The sequence below is a fragment of the Streptomyces sp. Act143 genome (assembly GCF_003143935.1).
Taxonomy (GTDB): domain Bacteria; phylum Actinomycetota; class Actinomycetes; order Streptomycetales; family Streptomycetaceae; genus Streptomyces.
In genome coordinates this window covers 824491-846151 of the sequence record NZ_QFRX01000001.1, presented here as the reverse complement: position 1 = coordinate 846151, position 21661 = coordinate 824491, and the positions used below count along the sequence as shown (strand labels likewise).

At 71.8% G+C, this 21661-nt stretch carries 19 protein-coding genes; 16 read left to right on the top strand and 3 right to left on the bottom strand.

Translation table 11 applies throughout. The features are described 5' to 3' along the window. The first annotated feature begins 143 nt into the window (after positions 1–143). The 8 genes from DI272_RS03705 to DI272_RS03670 all read left to right on the top strand — a co-directional run bounded on the left by DI272_RS03705 (position 144) and on the right by DI272_RS03670 (position 7022). Positions 144–1628: a helix-turn-helix domain-containing protein gene (locus tag DI272_RS03705; RefSeq protein WP_258314454.1), complete on the top strand. Its 1485-nt coding sequence runs from the start codon at positions 144–146 to the stop codon at positions 1626–1628. Between the two features lie 488 nt (positions 1629–2116). Then, on the top strand, positions 2117–3466 hold the full coding sequence (locus DI272_RS03700) for a transaminase (RefSeq protein WP_109493692.1): 1350 nt from the start codon (positions 2117–2119) through the stop codon (positions 3464–3466). Between the two features lie 4 nt (positions 3467–3470). Next, entirely contained in the window at positions 3471–3911 is a 441-nt protein-coding gene (locus tag DI272_RS03695; RefSeq protein ID WP_109493691.1) for an Lrp/AsnC family transcriptional regulator, read from the top strand. Positions 3912–3993: 82 nt separating this feature from the next. Next, positions 3994–4230 carry a hypothetical protein gene (locus DI272_RS03690; protein WP_109493690.1) on the top strand — a complete coding sequence of 79 codons (237 nt, stop codon included), beginning with the start codon at positions 3994–3996 and terminating at the stop codon, positions 4228–4230. A 220-nt stretch (positions 4231–4450) separates the two neighbouring features. Next, complete coding sequence (locus tag DI272_RS03685) at positions 4451–5230, top strand: alpha/beta fold hydrolase (RefSeq protein WP_109493689.1); 780 nt, start codon at positions 4451–4453, stop codon at positions 5228–5230. A gap of 54 nt (positions 5231–5284) precedes the next feature. Then, positions 5285–5800 carry a hypothetical protein gene (locus DI272_RS03680; protein WP_146238310.1) on the top strand — a complete coding sequence of 172 codons (516 nt, stop codon included), beginning with the start codon at positions 5285–5287 and terminating at the stop codon, positions 5798–5800. Positions 5801–6037: 237 nt separating this feature from the next. Then, positions 6038–6391 carry a helix-turn-helix transcriptional regulator gene (locus tag DI272_RS03675; protein WP_109493687.1) on the top strand — a complete coding sequence of 118 codons (354 nt, stop codon included), beginning with the start codon at positions 6038–6040 and terminating at the stop codon, positions 6389–6391. Then, positions 6384–7022 carry an SRPBCC family protein gene (locus DI272_RS03670; protein ID WP_109493686.1) on the top strand — a complete coding sequence of 213 codons (639 nt, stop codon included), beginning with the start codon at positions 6384–6386 and terminating at the stop codon, positions 7020–7022. Before DI272_RS03675 ends, DI272_RS03670 begins: the two co-directional genes overlap by 8 nt. 13 nt (positions 7023–7035) lie before the next feature. On the opposite strand, the gene DI272_RS03665 is transcribed toward DI272_RS03670, so the two are convergent. Then, positions 7036–7734 (bottom strand): lipoprotein, encoded by a 699-nt coding sequence (locus tag DI272_RS03665; RefSeq protein WP_109493685.1) that lies wholly within the window; start codon positions 7732–7734, stop codon positions 7036–7038. Between the two features lie 139 nt (positions 7735–7873). Between DI272_RS03665 and DI272_RS03660 the strand changes: the two genes are divergently transcribed. Continuing rightward, entirely contained in the window at positions 7874–8548 is a 675-nt protein-coding gene (locus DI272_RS03660; RefSeq protein WP_109493684.1) for a DNA polymerase beta superfamily protein, read from the top strand. A gap of 33 nt (positions 8549–8581) precedes the next feature. Here DI272_RS03660 and DI272_RS03655 read toward each other — a convergent pair whose 3' ends face one another. Continuing rightward, a complete protein-coding gene (locus DI272_RS03655) occupies positions 8582–12235 on the bottom strand; it encodes a LamG-like jellyroll fold domain-containing protein (protein WP_109493683.1) in 3654 nt (1217 codons plus the stop codon). Positions 12236–12496: 261 nt separating this feature from the next. Between DI272_RS03655 and DI272_RS03650 the strand changes: the two genes are divergently transcribed. The 7 genes from DI272_RS03650 (at position 12497) to DI272_RS03620 (ending at position 20980) form a co-directional block, all read left to right on the top strand. Beyond that, positions 12497–13516, top strand: a complete 1020-nt coding sequence (locus DI272_RS03650; RefSeq protein WP_109493682.1) for a LacI family DNA-binding transcriptional regulator — start codon at positions 12497–12499, stop codon at positions 13514–13516. Between the two features lie 222 nt (positions 13517–13738). Beyond that, complete coding sequence (locus DI272_RS03645) at positions 13739–14986, top strand: extracellular solute-binding protein (protein ID WP_109493681.1); 1248 nt, start codon at positions 13739–13741, stop codon at positions 14984–14986. A 20-nt stretch (positions 14987–15006) separates the two neighbouring features. Then, complete coding sequence (locus DI272_RS03640) at positions 15007–15963, top strand: carbohydrate ABC transporter permease (protein WP_109500664.1); 957 nt, start codon at positions 15007–15009, stop codon at positions 15961–15963. Beyond that, positions 15960–16784 (top strand): carbohydrate ABC transporter permease, encoded by an 825-nt coding sequence (locus tag DI272_RS03635; protein ID WP_109493680.1) that lies wholly within the window; start codon positions 15960–15962, stop codon positions 16782–16784. Before DI272_RS03640 ends, DI272_RS03635 begins: the two co-directional genes overlap by 4 nt. 86 nt (positions 16785–16870) lie before the next feature. Further along, a complete protein-coding gene (locus tag DI272_RS03630; protein WP_109493679.1) occupies positions 16871–18601 on the top strand; it encodes an amylo-alpha-1,6-glucosidase in 1731 nt (576 codons plus the stop codon). A gap of 228 nt (positions 18602–18829) precedes the next feature. Continuing rightward, entirely contained in the window at positions 18830–20353 is a 1524-nt protein-coding gene (metG, locus tag DI272_RS03625) for a methionine--tRNA ligase (protein ID WP_109493678.1), read from the top strand. A 114-nt stretch (positions 20354–20467) separates the two neighbouring features. Beyond that, on the top strand, positions 20468–20980 hold the full coding sequence (locus DI272_RS03620) for a hypothetical protein (protein ID WP_109493677.1): 513 nt from the start codon (positions 20468–20470) through the stop codon (positions 20978–20980). 105 nt (positions 20981–21085) lie between these two features. On the opposite strand, the gene DI272_RS03615 is transcribed toward DI272_RS03620, so the two are convergent. Then, positions 21086–21649 carry a hemerythrin domain-containing protein gene (locus DI272_RS03615; RefSeq protein WP_109493676.1) on the bottom strand — a complete coding sequence of 188 codons (564 nt, stop codon included), beginning with the start codon at positions 21647–21649 and terminating at the stop codon, positions 21086–21088. Positions 21650–21661: the final 12 nt, after the last annotated feature.

The following is a 21661-nucleotide window of genomic DNA, read 5'->3' as shown; positions in this document are numbered from 1 at the left end:
GGACCTACGGACCGTTCGGTTCGCGGGCCGGTGTTCGGCACTTCGTACGGCCGTGTGTGACGGGGAGACCCCCGCCCGGGGGTGAGGTACCGTCCCGGGACCGGCAGGGCGAGGCAGAGGCGAGGGACGAGGAGAAGGGCGACGTGGCGGGCAGCGAGGACGGCGCGCGGAGGACGGACGCCGAGGTGCCGTGGGCGCAGCAACTGCTGGAGCACCTGCGGCCGACCGGGCGGGATGTACGGCGGGTGGTGGCCTGGCTCGCGGACCGGGTGCAGGGCGCGGCCGTCCTCCAGGACGACACGGGGACGCTCCTCGCCGGCACCCCTCTGCCGCTCGACGAGGCCCTCGTCGCCGACCTCGTCACGGGCCGGATCGCCTCCGCCGCCTGGGAGGCCGGGGGACAGCACCAGCGCCTGGTCAGGGTCGGGCAGCCGCGCACGGCCGCGGCGGGTGTGCTGGCGGTCTCCCGCGACGCCCCGTTCGACCGGCGCGCCTCCGACATGGTGACGCACACCGCGCAGGTCGTCGAACTCCTGCTCAGAGCACGTGAGTCGACCGCCGCGGGGCACCGGCTGCGACAGGCCACGTCCGACCTGCGGCTGGCGATCCTGCAACTGCTGATGGTGGAGGACGTCGTCTCGGCCCGCCGCGTCGCCGCGGGCCTGTGGCCGGGGCTGCTCGACACCGACTCGGCCTGCGTCTATGTCGTCGAGAGCCCCGCCGGGGAACGCGAGCAGCTGCTGGCGGAGTGCCTGCACGCCACCGCCGAGCGCGCCCTCGTCGTGCGCTGCCCCGCGATGGACCAGCACGTCATCGTCGTCGTACCCGGCGACGCCGCGGCCCAGGAGCTGCGGGCGGTGATCGGCCGGCGTCCCGGCACTTTCCTCGGCGGCAGCGCCCGGCAGGGCCTGGCCCGCACCTCCGTCGCCTACGGGCAGGCCGTCAGCGCCCTCGCGGTCGCCCGCTTCCGCCCGGACAACGCGGCGGTCTACGCCGAACGCACCCACCCCGAACGCCTGATGGACCCCGCGCTCCTGCGCAGCTGGACGGCCCATCTGCTGCGCCCCCTCGACACGCTGGCCCACCACACCCGGGCCGAGCTCCTCGCCACCACACGGCTCGGTCTGGAGTTCACCGCGGTCAACGCGGCCAAGGTCCTCGGCGTCAGCCGCAACACCGTGCGGGCCCGGATGGAGCGGGTCGAGGGGCTGCTGGGCGTGTCCTTCTCCGATCTCACCGCCCGGGCCGTCGTCCATCTGGCGCTCAACACCCAGGTCTGCCTGGAGCCGGCGCCCGTCGTCGCGACGCCCGAACTCGGGGCGCCCGCCGGGCTGGGGGAGGTGCTGTCCGGACCCGCCCTGCGCACCTGGGGCCAGGATCTCGTCGGACGCCTCGCCGCGGACGCCCGTGATCTGCGCCGCACCGTGCGCACGTGGATCGCCGCCGGCGGCAACTCCGAGCGGACCGCGCAGGCGCTCGGCGTGCACGCGCAGACCGTGCGCGAGCATGTGCGCAGCGCGGAACCGGTGCTCCAGCGCCAGCTGCTGGCGGGCGGCAGCGACCTGTACGAGGTCGTCCTCGCCCATCTGGCGACGGGGGACGTCGAGCAGCCTCGGCTCACCCGATAGGCGTCGTGCCGGGGGTGGTGCACCGTCAGAAAGCGTGCTATTCGGACTCACCTGTGCACAGGTGAGTGCCCGGGGCGCCGCATCTGGCATGAACGCGATTCACAATCGCGCGGTCATTCACGTAAGTTCGTCGAGCCGCAGGGGCGCGACCGGTACGGGGGACCGGTCGCGCCCCTGCACCCGTTTCAGCCGGAAGCCGACGCGGCCGGCGACCGGCACGCGGGCAGCGGGCACTCCTGACCGGTCGGCCGACATCTGCAACGGGCCGACCGGCACCTGAGACGGGTCGACCGGCACCTGAGACTGGCCATCTGGCGCCCGGGCCTGGTGGTCTGACACCCGAGACCCGTCGTCTGACACCCGAGACCGGTCGTCCGACGCTCGAATCGATTGTCACGGCAATTGAATCAGTTCTCAATGCTTGAGATCAGTGCGTTTTCAGCCGTACCCTGCCGTCGATCAGTCGGCACTCACCGTCAGAGGTACCCATGGACCGCACCCGCCTTCAGCACCTGCTGGCCCGCGAGAGGGCGGAGGCCGAGCGGCGCTGCCCGCGCTCCCGCGAGGCCTACGCGCGCGCCGGCCATCTCTTCGGACGGGTCCCGATGACCTGGATGAACAAGACCGCCGGCCCCTTCCCGCGCTACCTGGACAGCGCCCGGGGCGCCAGGGTCACCGACATCGACGGCCATGAGTACGTCGACTTCTGCCTCGGCGACACCGGCGCCATGGCCGGACACTCCCCGGCGCCCGTGGCCGAGGCCGTCCAGCGCCGGTTCGCCGAGCTCGGCGGGGCGACCGCGATGCTGCCCACCGAGGACGCCGAGTGGGTCGGCGCCGAACTGACCCGCCGCTTCGGACTGGCCCGCTGGAGCTTCTCGCTGACCGCGACGGACGCCAACCGGTGGGCGATCCGGCTGGCGCGGGCCGTCACCGGCCGCCCGAAGATCCTCGTGAACAGCTACAGCTACCACGGCAGCGTCGACGAGTCCCTCATCGTCGTCGGACCGGACGGCGCGGGCACGGCCCGACCCGGCAACGTGGGTGCGCCCTGCGACGTCACGCTCACCAGCCGGGTCGCCGAGTTCAACGACCTGGAGCAGCTGGAGCGCGAGCTGGCCCACGGCGACGTGGCCGCCGTCCTCATGGAGCCCGCCCTCACCAACATCGGCATCGTGCTGCCGGAGCCCGGATACCTGACGGGCGTGCGCGAGCTGACCCGGCGGCACGGCACTCTGCTGATCAACGACGAGACGCACACCCTCTCCGCGGGACCCGGCGGCTGCACGGCGGCCTGGGACCTGGAGCCCGACCTGCTCACCGTCGGCAAGGCGATCGGCGGCGGCATCCCCGCCGGCGCCTACGGCCTGTCCGCCGAACTCGCCGACCGGCTCCTCGGCCGGGCCGACCTCGACCTCGTCGACATGGGCGGCGTCGGCGGCACCCTGGCCGGGAACGCCCTCTCGGTCGCCGCGATGCGCGCCACTCTCGAACACGTGCTGACCGACGACGCGTTCGCCCACATGGCGAAGCTGTCCGAGCGCTTCGAGGCGGGTGTCCGCGCGGGCATCGACGCCCATGCGCTGCCCTGGTCGGTGAGCCGGCTCGGCGCCCGCACCGAGTACCGCTTCGCCTCCCCCGCACCCCGCACCGGCACCGAGTCCGCGGCGGCCGCCGACGAGGAGCTGGAGGACTTCCTCCACCTCCACCTCGCCAACCGGGGCATCCTCATGACGCCCTTCCACAACATGGCGCTGATGTGCCCCGACACCACCGACAGCGACGTGGACACCCACACCGAGGTCTTCGCCGCCGCCCTCGCCGAGCTGGCGGGCTGAGCCCATGGACGACATCGACCGCGCCATCCTGCGCGAACTCCAGACCGACGGCCGTATCGCCTACGCCGACCTCGGTCCCAAGGTCGGCCTCTCCGCGTCCGCCGCCCGGCAGCGGCTCCAACGCCTGCTGGACTCCAAGGCCGTTCAGGTCGTCGGGGTCACCGACCCGATGGCCATGGGCGGGCAGGCCATGGCCCTGCTGGGCATCGGCGTGGACGGCGACCCCCGTGCCGTCGCCGACGAACTCGCCGGGCGCCCCGAGGTGGTCTACTCGGTGCTGACCTCCGGCGGCTTCGACCTGTTCGTCGAGGTGGTCGCGCCGGGCCCGCGGGACCTGCTGGACTTCGTCAACGACGTCGTACGGGCCGTCGAAGGCGTCCGTGAGGTCCGCTCGTTCCCCTACTTCGGCATCCACACCCACCGGTTCCTGTGGGACGTCGGCTGACAGACCTGCGCGGAAGCTGATTGAGCGGCGCGGAGCGGGTACCCGGCCAGCCCCGGAACGACAACCGCTGGAGGAGGCCCTCATGACCAGCAGCACGGAGACCGGCGGCGTGACCGGTACGCCGGACAAGGACTACAACCTCATCTGGTACGTCGAGGCGTGCCTCAGCAACGCGCTGCGCCTGGAGTCGTACATCCAGGACGCCGAACGCGAGAAGGACAGTGAGGTCGCCGACCTCTTCCGCAAGGCCCAGGCGGACAGCCGCAAGGGAGCCGAGCTCGGCAAGGGGCTCCTGCGCGCGCGGCTGAACGGCGGCTGATCCCGGTTCATGGCGGCGCCCGGCACGGTTCTCCCGGCCGGGCGCCTCGTCATGGGCGCACTCGGGGGAGAGGCAGTGGCCCCACGGGTTTGCACGAACGGGAAGCAGTGGCCCCATCGGTCTGCACGAGCGGGACGCAGTGGCCCACCGCACGGTGACGACGGCCCGGCGGACGGCTACCGTACCGGTCAGTAACCAACGGGACCGCAGGGAGGCCGCCATGCCGCAGCTCGAAGTCGACGGCGCAGCGCTGACGTACGACGACGAGGGCCCGCGCGACGGCGAGGGCGTGCCCCTGGTGTTCGTCCACGGCTGGACGGCCGACCGGCACCGCTGGGACCACCAGTTCGCGCACTTCGCCCCGAAGCGCCGGGTGATCCGGCTCGACCTGCGGGGCCACGGCGAGAGCGGCGGGGCCGGAGTGCGCACGGTCGCGGAGCTTGCCGACGACGTTCTCGCCCTGCTCGACCACCTGGAGGTCGGGCGGTGCGTCCTCGTCGGCCATTCGATGGGCGGCATGATCGCGCAGACCATCGTGCTGGCCCACCCCGAGCGGGTCGAGCGCCTGGTGCTGGTCGACTCGATCGGCCGCATGACCTACAGCCGGGGCAGGGGGCTGCTGATGGGCGCCTCGACGCTGCTGCCCTTCAAGCTGTTCGTCGCCGCCAACATAAAGCGCGCCTTCGCTCCCGGCTATCCGCGCGACGAGATCCGCGCGTACATCAAGGCCTCGGCGGCCACCCCGCGCGAGGTCGTCATGACGCTGTACGGCGCCATGCGCGCCTTCGACGTCCTGGACCGGGTCGGCGAGATCCGTGTCCCCACCCTGATGATCCACGGCTACCACGACATCCAACTGCCGGTGCGGCAGATGCTGCGGATGGCGAAGGCGTATCCGGACGCCGAGGTCCGCATCATCGACGCCGGTCACGAGCTCCCGGTCGAGAAACCGGAGGAACTCACCCGGGCGCTGGAGCGGTTCGTGAGGGTCCCGGCCTGAATCAGCGGCCGGGCCGGGAACTCCTCCCTAGGGGACGACGGGGGGAGTCGGCTGATGGCCGGACCTTGGGGAGAGACGGCCGGGCGGCGCCGACGGCGTGAGATCCGTAGGCGCAGGGACCGGCTGCGGGCCGCACGGCGTTCCCGGCGGGACGCGGAGCGGCGCCGTGCGCAGGGACTGACCCACCAGGAGGTCCGGCGCCGCCGGCGCGCCGGGTGGCGACGGGTGTGGGGAACGGGCGCCGTCCTGCTGGGCGCCTTCACGGTGCTGACCGCCTTCGAGGTCCGAGCGGCGCAGGACGACCCCGCGTTCGACACCGCCCTCGCCCTCGCCCTGCTCGCGGCCGGGCTCTACGGCATGGGGGCGGGCGGCGTCGTCGTGTTCCGGGCGGGGCGGGACCTGCCGCGGTCGTTCGGCAGGTGGGGACTGGTCGCCTGGTTCGCCGTCGTCCTCGCGATGCCGTCCTACAAGTACGGCGACCTGATCGGCGGTCCGGTCGCCGTGACGGCGGTATGGCTGGCGGCAGTTGCCGCGACGGTCTGGTACCTGCGCCGGGAGGCCGACGACTGAGCCTTTGCGTCGTCACCATCCCAAGGCGTGACCGGAGGGCGTCGCAGCGCGCGCACCGCACCGCTGTTCCGGACCATTGGCTGGCCAACCGCGGCCCGCACATATCCGCACGGTCATCACCGGCCCCCGACTCCCGGCCCGACCGCCCCGCCTGCCCGAGGGCGCGGCGGAACAACCGAAAAGGGCGGCTTATTTAAGTGTTGTCTTATATAAGTGGCTCGTGGCATAGTCGGGACCGTGCACGCCTTCGACGTACTGGGAGATCCGGTCAGACGCCGGATATTGGAGCTGCTTGCCTCGGGTGAGCAGACGTCGGGCGAGGTCAGCGCGGTGATCCGGAGTGAGTTCGGGATCTCCCAACCGGCCGTCTCACAGCACTTGCGGGTGCTGCGGGACAACGGATTCGCGTCCGTACGGGCCGAGGGAACGCGACGGCTCTACGCCGTCCAGGCCGACCCCCTCCGGGAGGTGGACGCCTGGCTGGACCGGTTCCGGGGGTTCTGGGAGCAGCGCCTCGACGCGCTGGCCACGGAGCTCGCGCGAGGTGAGCGCGAGCGGAGAACGAGAGAGGAAACGAGCGCAGATGACTGACTTCGCCGACGAGATCAACCGGCTCCACCGGGAGGTCGGCAGCCGCAAGGTCGACGCGGGTGAGGCCCGCACCGTGCTGCTGCGGCGCACCTACGACGCCGACATCGCCGACGTGTGGGACGCGGTGACGTCCCCCGAGCGGATCAGCCGCTGGTTCCTTCCGGTCAGCGGGGACTTCAAGGTCGGCGGCCACTACCAGCTTGAGGGCCAGGCCGGCGGCGAGATCCTCGAGTGCGTGGAGCCCGAACGGCTGCGGGTGAGCTGGCTGTTCGGACCCGACCCCGGCTTCAGCGAGGTCGAGGTCCGGCTGACGCCCGAGGACGACGGGCGGACCGTGTTCGTGCTGGAGCACGTGGCCGTCGTACCGGACGAGTTCTGGGGCCGGTACGGCCCGGGCGCCACCGGAGTCGGCTGGGACCTCATGTCCCTCGGCCTCGCCCTGCACCTCGCGGGCGGCGCCATGACCCAGGAGGAGGCGGTGGCCTGGCAGCTCTCGGACGAGGGCAAGAAGTGCGCGACCCTCTCCGGCAACGCCTGGGGCGCGGCGTACAGCGCGTCGGGCGCGGACGCCGGGACGGTCGAGTCCACGACCGCCGCGACGATCGCCTTCTACACGGGCGAGCAGGGCTGAAGGAGCCGTCCGCTCAGGCGGTGTGCAGCGTCTTCTTCGCCAGTTCGTACGCCGGGAGCATGTCCTGGTGCTCCTCCGTGTCCGCGCCGCCGAGGTGGACGACGACCGGCCCGTCGGGCGTGACGACGGCGAAGGCGCACTCCTGCTTCGTCTCGCCCAGGAGCTCGTTGGTGGAGAGGTAGTCGACCTCGACGCCGGGGAGGCCGCCCGCCTCGAACGTGCCGTACTTCGCCTTCGTCGCCCCGTCCTGGGCCGCGACGAAGCCCTCCAGTACGGCCCGGGCGTCGCCGCCCTCGCCCGGCCCGCCGGTGAAGACCCGGAGGAAGCCGAGGTGCCCCGCGGGCTTGGCGTCCACCTCGCACACCACAGTGACGGGCCCCTGACGCAGCAGCGCAGCCAGGTCCTCGTCGGCCACTGGTGTGTCACCGCCCTTCGCCTCGGCGTCCGCGGCCGAGCCGTCGATGGCGTCCGCCTTCCACTCGGCGGCGAGGTCGAAACGGACCGGCAGCAGACAGGCGGAGCCGGCCGCCCCGATCGTGCCGCCGCCCTCGGCGCGGGCGGCGGTACTCGTCGCGGTACTCGTCGGGGAGCTCTTCGCCGCGCTCGCCGAGGGGCTCGACGGCGAGTCGCTGTCCTGCCCCGCGCCGTCCTCCCCGGCACCGGCACCGGAACAGCCCGCCAACACGCCCGCCAGCAAGGCCGCGTGAGCCATCCGCCGCCAAGCCTTCCCCGCCCCTGCCAGCACCGCGCCGTCTCCCTCGGTTCACCCGCACAGAAAATGTGATGACCGCATCCTCGCAGGTCACCACAATGAACCCACACGACCCCACCCCGAGGAGAGGTGACCGACCATGACCGTCCCGAACGTACTGCTGTCCGGCATCGTCGGTTCCACCGCCTACGGCCTCGCCCACGCGTGCTCCGACGTGGACCGCCTCGGCATGTTCGCCGCGCCCACCGAGGCCCTGCACGGCCTGCACCGGCCGAAGGAGTCGCACGTGAGCACCGACCCGGACAGCACCCTGCACGAGGCCGCCAAGTGGTGCCGACTCGCCCTGAGCGGCAACCCCACCGCCATGGAACTCGCCTGGCTGCCCGCGGAGTTGTACGAGGTGCGCACGCCGCTCGGCGACGAACTCATCGGCCTGCGCACCTCGTTCCTGAGCGCCAAGCGGGTCCGGGACGCCTATCTCGGGTACGCCACCCAGCAGTTCCGCCGCCTGGAGGGCCGCGAGGCGGGCGCCCGCACCGCGAAGCACGCCCGCCATCTCAAGCGGCTGTGCCACCAGGGCCTGGAGCTGTACACCACCGGTGCCCTCACGATCCGCCTCGACGACCCGGAGGAGTACGTCGAGTTCGGCGACCGCGTGGCCGCCGACCCGACCGCCGCGCGCCCGCTCCTCGCCCACTACGAGGCGGCCTTCGCCGAGACCCGCACGGCACTGCCCGAACAGCCCGACGAGGCGGCCGTGGAGGCGTGGTTGCTGCGCGTGCGGGCGCACTTCTACGCGACGGCAGCGGTGTAGCGCACCACTCGGGGCGCGCCCGCGCCGCTCACCTCACCGGACCTCCCTCGCGTACGGCGTGACCGTGATGCGGTCGATCAGCGGCGCGTACCGGGACCGGAGCAGGACACCGGGGAAGGTGTCCGAGGCGTAGGTCGTGCCGTCGAAGTCCGGCAGTTCCTCGGAGCGGAAGGTGACAGTGTTCGCTCCCTTCTCCAGCCGGACCGGGACGGTCAGTTCCCAGAAGTTGTTCCGGTGGAAGCTGTGCGGGAAGCCGACCCGCTGCGGCTCGCCGCCGTTGACGCTGATGTCGGCGTGACGGGCGAGCGGGTCCGGGTTGTAGTGGGTGGCCTCGGACTGCTCGGGGTTGGAGTAGCGGATGCGGAGCGCGTGCAGACCGGCCCGGTCAGCGGAGACGGTGAACGTCGCGGTGTTGGCGTTGCCCGGTGCACCGCCGACGCCCGTGACGGCCGTCCCGTCCGTCGCCAGGGACAGCGGGGTCAGCTCGGCCGAGCCCGCGAGGACCGCGTCCCGGGCCCGGTACGTACGGCTCGGCAGGGTGCCCTCGGTGGGCGTGACCGACAGGCGGTCCACCAGTACCGGGGTCGAACCGCCGGTCAGGGTCACCTTGTTGACGCCGCCCGAGAGGGAGACCGCCACGCTGCTCCGGCCCTTGGCCAGGCGCAGGACGCCGTGACCGTTGACGGCGAGCCGGGCACCGGTGCCGCCGAGGGTGGCCACGTCGATCGTGGCCTCGCGGTCGGCGGGGGAGTAGACCCAGAACGTGGCCGTCTGGCCCTGCGCGAGCCGGGCCGCACCCGACCCCGTGGCCGCGCGCCGCGGCAGGTCGTACACGGCACGGGCGCCACCGCCCAGCCAGGCCAGCTCACCCTCGTACACGCGGGTGCCGGCGGAGCCGTCCGGGAGTGCCAGGGTGAGGCGGTCGACGATGGCGTCCCCCTTGGTCGTGCGCTTGCCGTCGTGACTCTTCGCGGCGAGCGTCAGGGTGTGCCTGCCCTTGGTGAGACGCACCTGGGTGTCGGTGTGGTCCCACACCACCCACTTGTAGCCGAGCGGCAGATGCAGCTCCTGCTCGCCCTCCGCCTTGCCGTCGACACGCAGGAAGACGTTGGTGGGGCCCTGCTCCTGCACCTTGTCGTAGGTGTTGAGGGAGTTGGCGAAGACGCTCAGGTCGTAGGTGCCGTCCGCGGGCACGTCCACGGTGAAGTCGAGGGCGACGTCCGAGCCGGTGCGCAGGCCGCCGACGTCGTGGCCGCCGGAGGTGTAGAACTTCGACACGTCGCGCGGCGACCCCTCGGGGCCGTTCTTCGACCAGCCGGACCCGGAGTGCGCGGCGTCCTCCGCCTCGTAGGAACCCTGCCAGCGCACCGGCGGCGCCTGCGTGCCCTGCGCCTTCCCGGCCGGGCTGAGGACGATCTCGTACGCCGAGGACTCCTTCAGCGTCGGCAGACCACCGTCGCCGAAGTCCATGACCACCGTGCCGTCGTCACCGACCTTCAGGTCGGTCTCCGTGAGCAGCTTCGGGCCGGAGTTGTCGCCGACCTGGCCGCTCCACTCGATCTCCCTCACCCAGGCGTGCACTTGGCCGCCGAAGAGTTTCTTCGGGACGTTGTCGAAGGTGATGTGGCCCTTGCCGGTGGACCCGCCGAAGAGCAGCCGGGCCTGCTTCTTCCCGGTGTCGAGGGTGCCGACACCCTGCATGGTGTAGTTCTGGCCGGGGAACGGCGGGGCCACCGTCACGGTGTGCCCGGTCATCGAGGCGTACGCGTTCAGCAGCCACCACTGGCCGTTGCCGCGGTTGGACTGCACGGCGGAGTCGGACAGGTTGCCGTCGATGTTCCAGTACGCGATGTCGGCGTCCACCTTGGACTCCTCGATCGCGGACACCCACTGGATCATCTGGCCCGGGACCGAGGTGTGGTAGTTGAACGCGTACTCGTTGATGTTGACGGGGAGCCGGGTGCCTTCCCGGGCTGTGCCCTCGAACAGATCCTTCTCCCACGTGCGGTACTCGGCGACGCTCTCCCGGACCGCCTCCGGGTGGCTGAGCTCGTGCCAGGTGATGACGTCCGGGAGGGTGCCGGCGGCCAGCGCGTGCGTCAGGAAGCCCTTCACCTGGTCGTACAGGACGCTGGTGTTGGGGCCGGCTATGCGGGCGTCCGGCATCCTGCCCTTGATGAGCCGGTACGCGGAGTCCCAGGCGGCGAAGTAGGCGGTGGGGTCGGTGAGCCAGCTGACCTTGTCGTAACTCCACTGCCCGGTGCCGAACATGTTGCCCTCGGGCTCGTTGAACGGCACGAAGACGATGTTGTCCTGGTACTCCCTCGGCAGTTGCAGCACCTGGTCGACCTGCCGGGCGAGCTTGTCCTCGTAGAGCTTGAGCTTCTCCGCCGGGGTGTCGCCCGGCCACTCGTACGGGAATCCGCGGTGGATGTCCGTCATGTAGATGTACACATCGCCGTCGGTGGAGTCGGCCAGCGGCTTCACCACCTCCAGCGCGTCGGCACCGGGGTGCTGCGGCCCGTCCTGCGCCTTGGTGGAGACCGTGCGCAGGCCCATGCCCTCCAACAGGTTGTTCGTCGGGACGTCCGGTCCGTACACGCCGTAGAGGGTGCCGGACGCGCCGCCGTGGAACGCGCCGGTGTCCGAGCCGAGATCCACGGTGAGGGCTCCCTCGCGGACCACGGTGACGGTGGCCTCGACGGCCCGTCCGGCCGCCACCCCCGGGACGGTGAAGGTGCCGGGCCGCGCGTACTTCTCGGGCGGTACGGCGTCCCAGACGATCGGGGTGTCGCGGTCGTAGCCGTCGGAGAAGGCGGAGCGGACGGCGGCGGGGAGCGACGGGGCGGTTCCGGTCGTCGTGCGGACGTCGAAGGAGGTCCGCGACAGCTCGCCGACGGTCGGGACGGCGTCGACCAGGCCCGCCACCTGTTCCGCGTTCAACGCCGAGTGCCACACCGTGAAGTCGTCGATGGCGCCCTTGAGGAGCGGGTCGGGCCAGAAGGACTTGCCGATGTAACCGGCCGCCGTGGCCGAATCCCCCAGCAGTTCCCTGGCCTTGATGCCGGTCGCCGCGGAGGAGACCGCCACGCCGTCGAGGTAGGTGGTCAGCCGGCCGGCGGTGGTGTCGAGGGTGACGGTGACCGTCCGCCACTCGTCGGCCGGCAGCATCGCATAGCCGCGGACCTGGGCCTCCGCGCCGCCTCCGCCGGTGGTCACCGAGGTCTGGAACAGCCCGCCGCCGTTGTACGGAGTGCTGAACAGGTACCTGGTGGTGTCGGTGCCGAGGTCGAAGATGCGCTGCCAGGACGACTTCTCGCCGCTCCACTTCACCCGGGCGGAGACCGTCAGGTCGCTGGCGTCGCCGACCACCTCGCGGGGCAGGCGGACGTAGGCGCCGTCGGAGGTCGGGGCCCCGCCCGGCAGGGAGAGGGCCCGGCCGCCGCCGGTGCCGTCGACCGAGCGGGCGGTGGAGCCGTTCACCAGGGTCGCGGTCAGGCCGTTGCCGGAGCTGTCGGTGATCCGGCCGGAGGCGAGGTCGTCCTGGTCGAAGGTGTAGCGGGCGGTGGGCCCGGGCACGTCGGCCGCCTGCGCGGGCGCGACGGGTGCGGCCAGCAGGCCCGCGCCGAGGGTCAGGGCCACGGCGGCAGGGGCGCGGCGCCGCGCCGGTCTGTCGGGGGATGACATGGATTGCGTCCTCGATCCTTGAGTAACGGCAATGCGAACCCGTTCGACGGCGCACGGTTCTGGGACCGGCGGTCGCTGCGGATCTTCCTGTCGAACCGGTTCGGCAAGCTAGCACCGGGGTATCGGGCGGGCAATCCCCTCGACAGCAGGAAGTCCTGATGCTGTCCGGGGTGTTGACAGCGCCACGGGTGCTTCCTACCGTCACTTCACGCGAACCGGTTCGACAGTCGGAGTTCGCCTCTCTCCCGACAAGGAGTCGCCGTGAACATCGGTGAGATCGCCCGCCGGGCCGGTGTGTCGCGGAGCACCGTGTCCTATGCACTGAGCGGCAAGCGTCCCGTCTCGGAGGAGACCCGCCGGAAGATCCAGCAGGTCGTCGACGAACTGGGCTACCGGCCCAGCGCCAGCGCCCGCGCCCTGGCCAACGGGCGGACCAGCACGCTCGGCCTGGTCTTCCCGCCGGCCGGGAACCACTACACGGGCATGCAGCTGGACTTCATCGGCAGCGTGGTGGAGGCCGCCGCGGCGTACGACTACGACGTGCTGCTGTCGCCCAGCGGCGTCGACAGCGACCGTTCCTTCCAGCGGCTGCTGGGGGAGCGGCGGGTCGACGGCGCGATCCTGATGGAGATCAGGCTGACCGACGACCGGGTCGATCACCTGGCCGAGCTGGACTTCCCCTCCGTCACCATCGGACGCACCGCCCGCCCCGAGGGCGGCTGGTGGGTGGCCCTGGACCACACCGCCCTCGCGGCGGCCTGCGTCCACCACCTGGCGGACCTCGGCCACCGCCGGGTCGCCTTCGTCAACCGGCCCGAGCAGCTGATGCGGGCCGGGTACGAGTCCGCGCACCGCGGCCTGGACGGCTTCACCAAGGCCGCGGCCGAGCGGGGGCTGACGGTCCGGACGTACTGCTGCGGGGACGACGCGGCCTCGGGCCAGAGCTGCGTGGAACGCATCCTGCACGACGACCCGGACACCACCGCCCTGGTCACCCTGAACGAGGCCGCCCTGGGCGGCCTCTACCGGGGCCTCGCCCAGGCGGGCCGCCATGTGCCGCGGGACTTCTCCGTCACCGGGGTCGTGGCGGGCCGCTGGGCGGAGACGGTGACACCGCAGCTCACCGCGGCGGACGTACCGGCGGCCGAGCTGGGCCGACTCGCCGTCGAGCTGCTGGTGGAGCGGCTGGACCAGCCCGCCTCGCCACCCCGCCACCATCTGCTCACGCCGCCGATCTCGCTGCGGGCCAGCACCGGCCCCGCGGGAGCCGCCACCGCCTGACCCCGGCCCTCTCGGAAACCCTTCCCAGCGCCCTCGCGGCACGGCGCCGCTCGCCGTGCCCGTTCCGCCCGGCAGCCCACTGCCTCCGGCACGCCGTGCCCGAAGGCCCGTGCCGCTGCCTCGGCACCGCCATGCCCGAACGCGTGCCGCTGCTTCGGCACCGCCATGCTCGAAAAGCCCGTGCCCCGGCGCCCGCATGCCAAGAACCCGAAGGAACCCGCGATGAACAGCACCCCCAGGCACCGCCGCCTGACCGCCGCCGCCCTCACCGCCCTGGCCGTCGCCGTCACCGCCACCGCCTGCGGCTCCGGCTCGGACGGCGCCGGCTCGAACACGGCGGACAGCGGGACGTACACGATCTGGGACCCCTACCCGCAGTTCGACAAGAGCTCGGCCTGGGCGAAGCTGCTGGACTCCTGCGGCACCGAGGCCGGCGTGAAGATCAAGCGGACCGCCTTCGACACCAGCGACCTGCCGAACAAGGCGCTGCTGGCGGCCCAGCAGGACAACTCCGCCGACCTCCTCGTCGTCGACAACCCGGTGGTCTCGACGCTGGCCGAGGCGGGCGTGCTCACCACGACCGACGACAACAAGCTGGACACCTCCGAGACCGACCCCAACCTGCTGGCGGCGGGCCGGACCGGCGGCAAGACCTACGGCACCCCGATCGGCGCCAACACCCTCGCCCTCTACTACAACAAGGAGGTCCTGAAGGAGGCCGGCGTCGACATCGCCTCGGTCAAGGACTGGACCTCCCTGACCGCGGCCCTGGCCAAGGTCGACCAGGCCGGCAAGAAGGGCATCACCTTCTCCGCGATCGGCACCGAGGAGGGCAGCTTCCAGTTCCTGCCGTGGTTCTGGGGAGCGGGCGCCGAGCTCACCGCACTGGACTCCGCCGAGGGCACCGCCGCCCTCCAGCTGTGGACCGACTGGGTGAAGAAGGGGTACGCGCCCAACTCCGTCATCAACAACACCCAGACCACCAGCTGGCAGGAGTTCGCGAGCGGTGACTACGCCTTCGCCGAGAACGGGACCTGGCAGCTCGCCAACGCGAAGAAGGCCGGTTTCGCGTACGGCGTCCTGCCGATACCCGGCGCGCGGGGCGGCACCGCGGCGGCCCCGACCGGCGGCGAGTTCGTCACCCTCCCCGTCCAGGGCGACACCGGCCGCTACGCCACCTCGCAGAAGCTGGTCGCCTGCCTGACCAACACCGACAACCTCTACGACACCGACACCACGCTGTCCTACGTGGCACCCACCAGCGAGGTCCAGGCCAAACAGGTCAGCGCGAACGCCGAGTTGAAGCCGTGGGTGGACGCGGTCAAGGCGGCCAGGGGACGGACGAGCGACGACCTCGGCACCAAGTACCCGAAGATCTCCGAACAGATGTGGAAGGCCGTCCAGTCCGCCCTCAGCGGCTCGAAGTCCCCGAAGGACGCCCTGGCCGCAGCCCAGTCGGCCGTCAAGTGACCGCACACCAGGGCTCCTTGATGGCTGTCACCGCCCACAAGCCGGACGGCCGAGCCGCGTCGAGCGACCCGGCCCCCCGCGCACCGCGCCGCCGCCCCACCTCCCAGCAGTGGGCAGCCTGGGCCTTCCTCACCCCGGTCACCCTCTACCTCGTCCTCTTCTACGCCTATCCGCTCTACCGCAACCTCGACCTGAGCCTGCGCGACTACACCGTCCGCTCCTTCGTCCAGGGCGACGCACCCTTCACCGGCCTCGCCAACTACCGCACCGTCCTGGACGATCCGACCTTCGCCCCCGCCCTTGTGCACACCGTGGTCTTCACCGCCGTGTGCCTGGCCTTCCAGTACGCCCTGGGCCTGGCCCTCGCCGTCTTCTTCAACCAGCACTTCCGGCTCTCGGCCACCCTGCGCGCCCTGTTCCTGGTGCCCTGGCTGCTGCCGCTGATCGTGTCGGCCTCCACCTGGTCGTGGATGCTCAACAGCGAATCGGGCGTCGTCAACGCCCTGCTGAGCGCCGTCGGCATCGATCAGGTCAACTGGCTGACCGCACCGGACCGGTCACTGACCTCGGTGATCATCGCGAACATCTGGATCGGCGTCCCCTTCAACCTGGTCGTGCTCTACAGCGGCCTCCAGTCCGTCCCGGCCTCGCTGTACGAGGCCGCCGCCATCGACGGCGCGAACGCCTGGCAGCGGTTCTGGCGGATCACCTTCCCGCTGCTCCGCCCGGTGTCCGCGATCACCCTGCTGCTCGGCCTCGTCTACACCCTCAAGGTCTTCGACATCATCTGGATCATGACCAAGGGCGGTCCCGCCGACTCGTCCACCACCTTCGCCACCTGGTCCTACCAGCTCGGCTTCGGCAACCTGGTGCCCGCCTTCGGCCCGGGCGCGGCCGTCGGCAACCTGCTCGTGGTCGCCGCCCTGGCCTTCGGCCTGGTCTATGTACGGGTGCAGAGAAAGCAGGCGCTGTCATGAACCCGAACGGCAAGCGCGGCTGGGGAAAGACCGCGATCGGCGTCCTCCTGACCGGGATCATGCTCTTCCCGGTCTACTGGATGGTCAACGTGTCCTTCACCCGCGACCAGGACATGCGCAAGAGCCCACCCGACCTGTTCCCGGTGCACGGCACCCTGGCCGGCTATCGCACGGTCCTCGACGAGCAGTTGCCCTACCTGGGCACCAGCCTCGTCGTCGGACTGGGCACCGTGGCCCTGACCGTGGCCCTGGCCGCGCCCGCCGGCTACGCCCTGGCCAAGCTGCGCCCGCGCGGCGGCGGCGTCCTGAGCTTCCTCCTGCTGGCCGCCCAGATGATCCCCGGCATCATCATGGCGATGGGCTTCTACGCCATCTACCTCCAGCTGGACATGCTCCAGTCCGTCCCCGGTCTCATCGTCGCCGACTCCACCCTGGCCGTCCCCTTCGCGGTGCTCATCTTCACCGCGTTCATGTCCGGCATCCCCGGCGAACTCCTCCAGGCCGCGCGGACCGACGGCGCCGGACCGCTGCGCACCTTCTGGTCCGTCGTGCTGCCGATGAGCCGCAACGCCGTCGTCACGGTGTCGCTGTTCGCGTTCCTGTGGTCCTGGTCCGACTTCGTGCTGGCCGGCACCCTCGTCAACGGCGGCGCCCACGAGCCGATCACGCTCGGCATCTACCACTACATCGGCAACAACAACCAGGAGTGGAACGCGATCATGGCGACCGCCGTCGTGGCCTCGCTTCCCGCCGCGGTCATCCTCGTCCTCGCCCAGCGCCATGTCGCCGCCGGTGTGACCGCCGGTGCCGTGAAGGACTGAAGCCCCGGCCTGTCCCGCGCCGCCCGCCCCGCCTGTCCCGGCCGACCCGTCGGCCTGCCCTCGCCCAAGAAACGAGTTGCCCCTTCATGACCGTCGCCCGTACCGGCCCGGCCTTCTCCCTCTCCGACATCCCCTTCAGCACCTACGGGTCGTGGTTCGACATCTCCCCGGTGGTGGCGGAGAAGACGTACGCCGAGGACCTCCACCTCGTCTCGCACCAGAACGGCATGCACGCCGTCCTGCGCCTGGTCCCCCTGACCGGGGGCGAGCGCGCCCGGACCGAGCGCCGGGCCACCCCGGGACGGCTCACCTGGACCGCGGAAGGCGGCCGCATCGACCTGGCCTACGAGTCGCCGGACACCGTGCGGCTGCGGGGCAGCGGCCTGCACATCGGGGTGTTCGCGGCGGAACAGGCCCTGACCCCGTTCAGCGGCACGTACTTCTTCCGGGACCCGGCGGCCGACGCGCACGTGTTCACGTCGTACGAGACCGGCCGCCGCTACCGCGTCACCGTGCTGTCCGGCACGACCACCGACACCGCCGGCGAGCAGAGCCTGGGCAGCACCGACCGCGGACTCACCGTCGGGGCGACGGCGGGCGACGGCTGGGAGCTCGCGATCGAGGAACTCGACACCGCCAGCCCGCCCTACACGGCCTCGACGGCCTTCGACGAGGTCGTCAAGCGCGCGCAGGGTGCCTTCGCCGACTTCGTCGACGCCGTGGCCCCCTGGCGCTCGCCCGACACTCCGGCCGCCGAACTCGCCGCCTACGTCGTCTGGTCGGCGACCGTACGGCCGGCGGGGCTCGTCACCCGGCCCGGTGTGCTGATGTCCAAGCACTGGATGGACAAGGTCTGGAGCTGGGACCACTGCTTCAACGCCCTTGCCCTCGCCCCCGGTTGCCCCGGCCTCGCGCTCGACCAGTTCCACCTGCCCTTCGACCATCAGGACGGCAGTGGCGCCCTGCCCGACTCGGTCACCCACTCCGAGGTGCTCCACAACTTCGTCAAACCACCCATCCACGGCTGGGCCTTCGGCCATCTGCGCCGCCGGTTGCCGACGCCGCCGAGCCGGGCCGAACTGGCCGAGACCTACCAGCGGTTGGCGCGCTGGACCGACTTCTGGCTGACCGCCCGGCGTGCCCCCGGCGCCGAACTGCCCCACTACCAGCACGGCAACGACAGCGGCTGGGACAACGCCACCACCTTCGACCCCGAGCGGGTGGTCGTCACCGCGGACCTGGCCGCCTTCATGGTCCTGCAGATGCGTGAACTCGCCTTCCTCGCCGCGGAGGTCGGCGAGCAGGAGCACGTCCGTCGGTGGACGCGGGCGGCGGAGGAGACGCAGGCCGCGCTCCTCGGCCAGCTGTGGACCGGCGACCGGTTCGTCGCCCGCGGCGTCGCCACGGGGGAGACCTGGAGCACCTCCAGCCTGCTCGACCTGATGCCCATCGTGCTCGGCGAGCATCTGCCCGCCGAGATCGGCAGCGCGCTGGCCGACCGCATCAAGGCCCACCTCACGCCGTACGGGCTGGCCACCGAACTCACCACCTCCCCGCACTACCTCGCCGACGGCTACTGGCGCGGCCCCATCTGGGCCCCCGCCACCGTCCTCGTGGAGGACGGCCTGCGCCGGGCCGGCCACCACCGGCTCGCCGACGACATCAGCGCCCGCTTCCGTGCCCTGTGCGAGGCGCACGGCTTCGCCGAGAACTTCGACGCCCTCACCGGCACGGGCCTGCGCGACCGCGCCTACACCTGGACCGCGGCCGCGTACCTCCTGCTGGCCGAGGCGCACGCGCACCGCGACGGCCGCTGACCGGGCCGACCTCACACGACGACCGCCCCCGGAGGACGCCCCGACAAAGCAGATGCCCGCCGCCAAGGCCCCTTGCTACCCTCGACCGCATGATCACGCCTTCGACTCAGCACCGGATGATGCCCCCGCACAGGGGCTGCTGAGCACGGACGCACACCGAATCCGAGGCCCCGGGACGGGGCCTCGACGCGTTGCGTGAACCGGGTCCCGCCGCCGGCAGGAGGACCGATGACCGCACCACGCCACTACATCACCACCACCATTCCCTACGTCAACGCCCGCCCGCACCTGGGCTTCGCGCTGGAGCTGGTGCAGGCCGACACGCTCGCCCGGCACCACCGCCGACGCGGCGCCGACGTCCGGCTGCTGAGCGGCACGGACGACAACTCGCTGAAGAACGTGCTGGCCGCCGAGGCCGCGGGCGTCGACGTCCAGACCCTGGTGAACCGCAACGCCGACGCGTTCGCCGCCCTGCGCGACCCCCTGGCGCTGTCCCTCGACGACTTCATCCGCACCAGCAGCGACCCCCGCCACCGCATCGGTGTGGAACGGCTGTGGCGTCGCTGCGCGGCCTCCGGAGACCTGTACCGCAAGGCGTACGAGGGCCTCTACTGCGTCGGCTGCGAGCAGTTCTGGACCCCGGAGGAACTGGTCGACGGCCGCTGCGCCGAGCACGGCACCGTGCCGCAGCGGGTCGCCGAGGAGAACTGGTTCTTCAGGCTCTCGCGCCACACCGACCGCCTCCGCGAACTGATCACCGGCGGCGCCCTGCGCATCGAACCCGCCGCGCGCCGCAACGAGGTCCTGGCACTCATCGAGGGCGGGCTGCACGACTTCTCCGTCTCCCGCTCGCACACCCGTGCCCGCGGCTGGGGCATCCCCGTGCCCGACGACCCCGACCAGGTCGTCTACGTCTGGTGGGACGCCCTCGGCAACTACGTCACCAGCCTCGGCTACGGCACCGACGGCCCCGCCTACGAGCGGTGGTGGGCCGGCGGAAACCGCCGCGTCCATCTTGTCGGCAAGGGCGTCGTACGCTTCCACGCCGTCTACTGGCCGGCCATGCTGCTGTCGGCGGGCCTGCCGCTGCCCACCGACATCCTCGTCCACGACTATCTGACGGTCGGTGGGCGCAAGATCAGCAAGTCGGGGAGCGGAGCCGCCGTCGACCCCGTCGCCCTGACCGCCGCGTACGGCACGGACGCGGTGCGGTGGTGGCTGCTGCGCGACGTTCCCCGGGTCGGGGACGCCGACTTCACCGTCGACCGGCTGATCGCCCGCGCGGACGCGGACTTCGCGGGCGGGCTGGGGAACCTGGTCCACCGGATCGTGACGATGGTCCACCGGTACCGCGCCGGGGTCGTGCCGGAACCCGGTACCGACCGGTTCGCGGTGACGGCCCTGCTCGACGTGTGCCGGACGGCGCCGGGGCGGGTGGATGCCGCGTTGGCGGGCTACGACTTCCGCCGGGCGTTGGACGCCGTCCGCGAGATCGTGGAGGAGGCCAACCGTTGCATCGACGCGACCCGTCCCTGGGAACTGGCCCGTGCGGAACGCCAGGGCAACGCCGGCGCCGCCGAGCGCCTCGACGCGGTCCTCGCCGCGCTGGTCACGGCATGCCGCGTCCTGGCCGAGGAACTGCGGCCCTTCGTCCCGGGCGCGGCGGAGCGCGTCGCCCGTCAGGTGACGCCGGCCGACCGCTCGCTCCCGGAGGCGTCACCGCTCTTCGCCCGCCTCCAGGAGCCGCGCTGACCGCATGTCCGGGCATGGGGCGGAGGTCTCGTCGAGGTCACGGATTCCCCGTGGAACGGCCGCGCGGGCTACCGTTTTCGCACCCCCTCACCCGGCAGTTCGGACGGTTCGGCAGTGCAGGCAGATCTCTCCCCGGTCATCGCGGCGACCGCCCAGTGGCTGACGCGCGCCTATCCCGCCTCCGGCGGAGCGCTGGCCGCGGCGCTCTGCGAGGTGCAGGCGCGGCAGGCCGCGACCGTGGCGGCATGGCTGTGTTACCCGACGTCGATGGATGCCGGGCTGGTGGAGATGGCGGGACCTGGTGGTTCGGCGCGACTCGACCGGATCACCGGCGCGGACCACCGCCAGGAGGAGGCCTGGCGCACCTGGGTGGACGAGGTCGTCGCCAGCTGGGCCCTCTGCCTGCTCACCGACCCGGAGCTGGCCCGGCTCGCCGCGGTCGCGGTGGGGGAGGGTGACCACCTGGTCGGGACGCCGGCGGAGTTCCGGCGCCTGACCGCGCCGGACGAGCGCGACCAGAGGGCGGCGGCGCTGCTGCGCCATCCCGACCTCGTCGCGCCCGTCGCGGAACTGCATCGCGCGCGGCTCCTGGACCTCCTCGGCCCCCGGGAGCCGCTCGTCGCCTGAGGACGGAGGCGGTCCTTCTGTGTGTCGTGTCGCCGTTGGCCCTGCTGCCGGTGGACCGTCCCCGTCGGTCCACCGTGCCCGCGGCCCGTTCCCGTCAGTCCTTCGTCAGTCCTTCTTGCCGCGGCCGGTCAGCGCGTCGCGCATCCGGTCGACGAGGCCCATACCCGGCGCCAGCAGCTTGTTCGCCGGCGGCTCGCTCGGGGAGGACGGGTGCGGCCGGGTCGGCGCCACCTTCTTGGCCATGCGGATCTTGTCGCCGAGCTCGTCCAGCCGGTCCGGCGGACAGACCGCGCGGAGCTGCGGGAACAGGTTCTCCTCCTCGTCGGCGATGTGCGAGCGCACCTCGGCCATCAGCTCGCCGACGATCCGGTCGAACTCGGGGTCCCCCGCCTCGCAGGACTCCAGGTCCTTCATGAGCTGTTCGGCCTTGGAGTGGTCCTCGATCTCCCGGTCGGCGAGGGTGTTGCCGTTCGCCAGATGCTCCCGCACGGCGGGATACAGATAGGCCTCCTCGGCGACCGAGTGCCGGACCAGTTCCATGGTGACCTGGTCGGCGTGGACCTTGCGATCCTTGTCGCCGGACGGCAGCGCCTCGATGCGACCGAACAGTTCCTCGACCTCGCGGTGATCGGTCACCAGCTCGTCGATGACGTTTCCACCGTGCCCCATGCTCTCCACCTC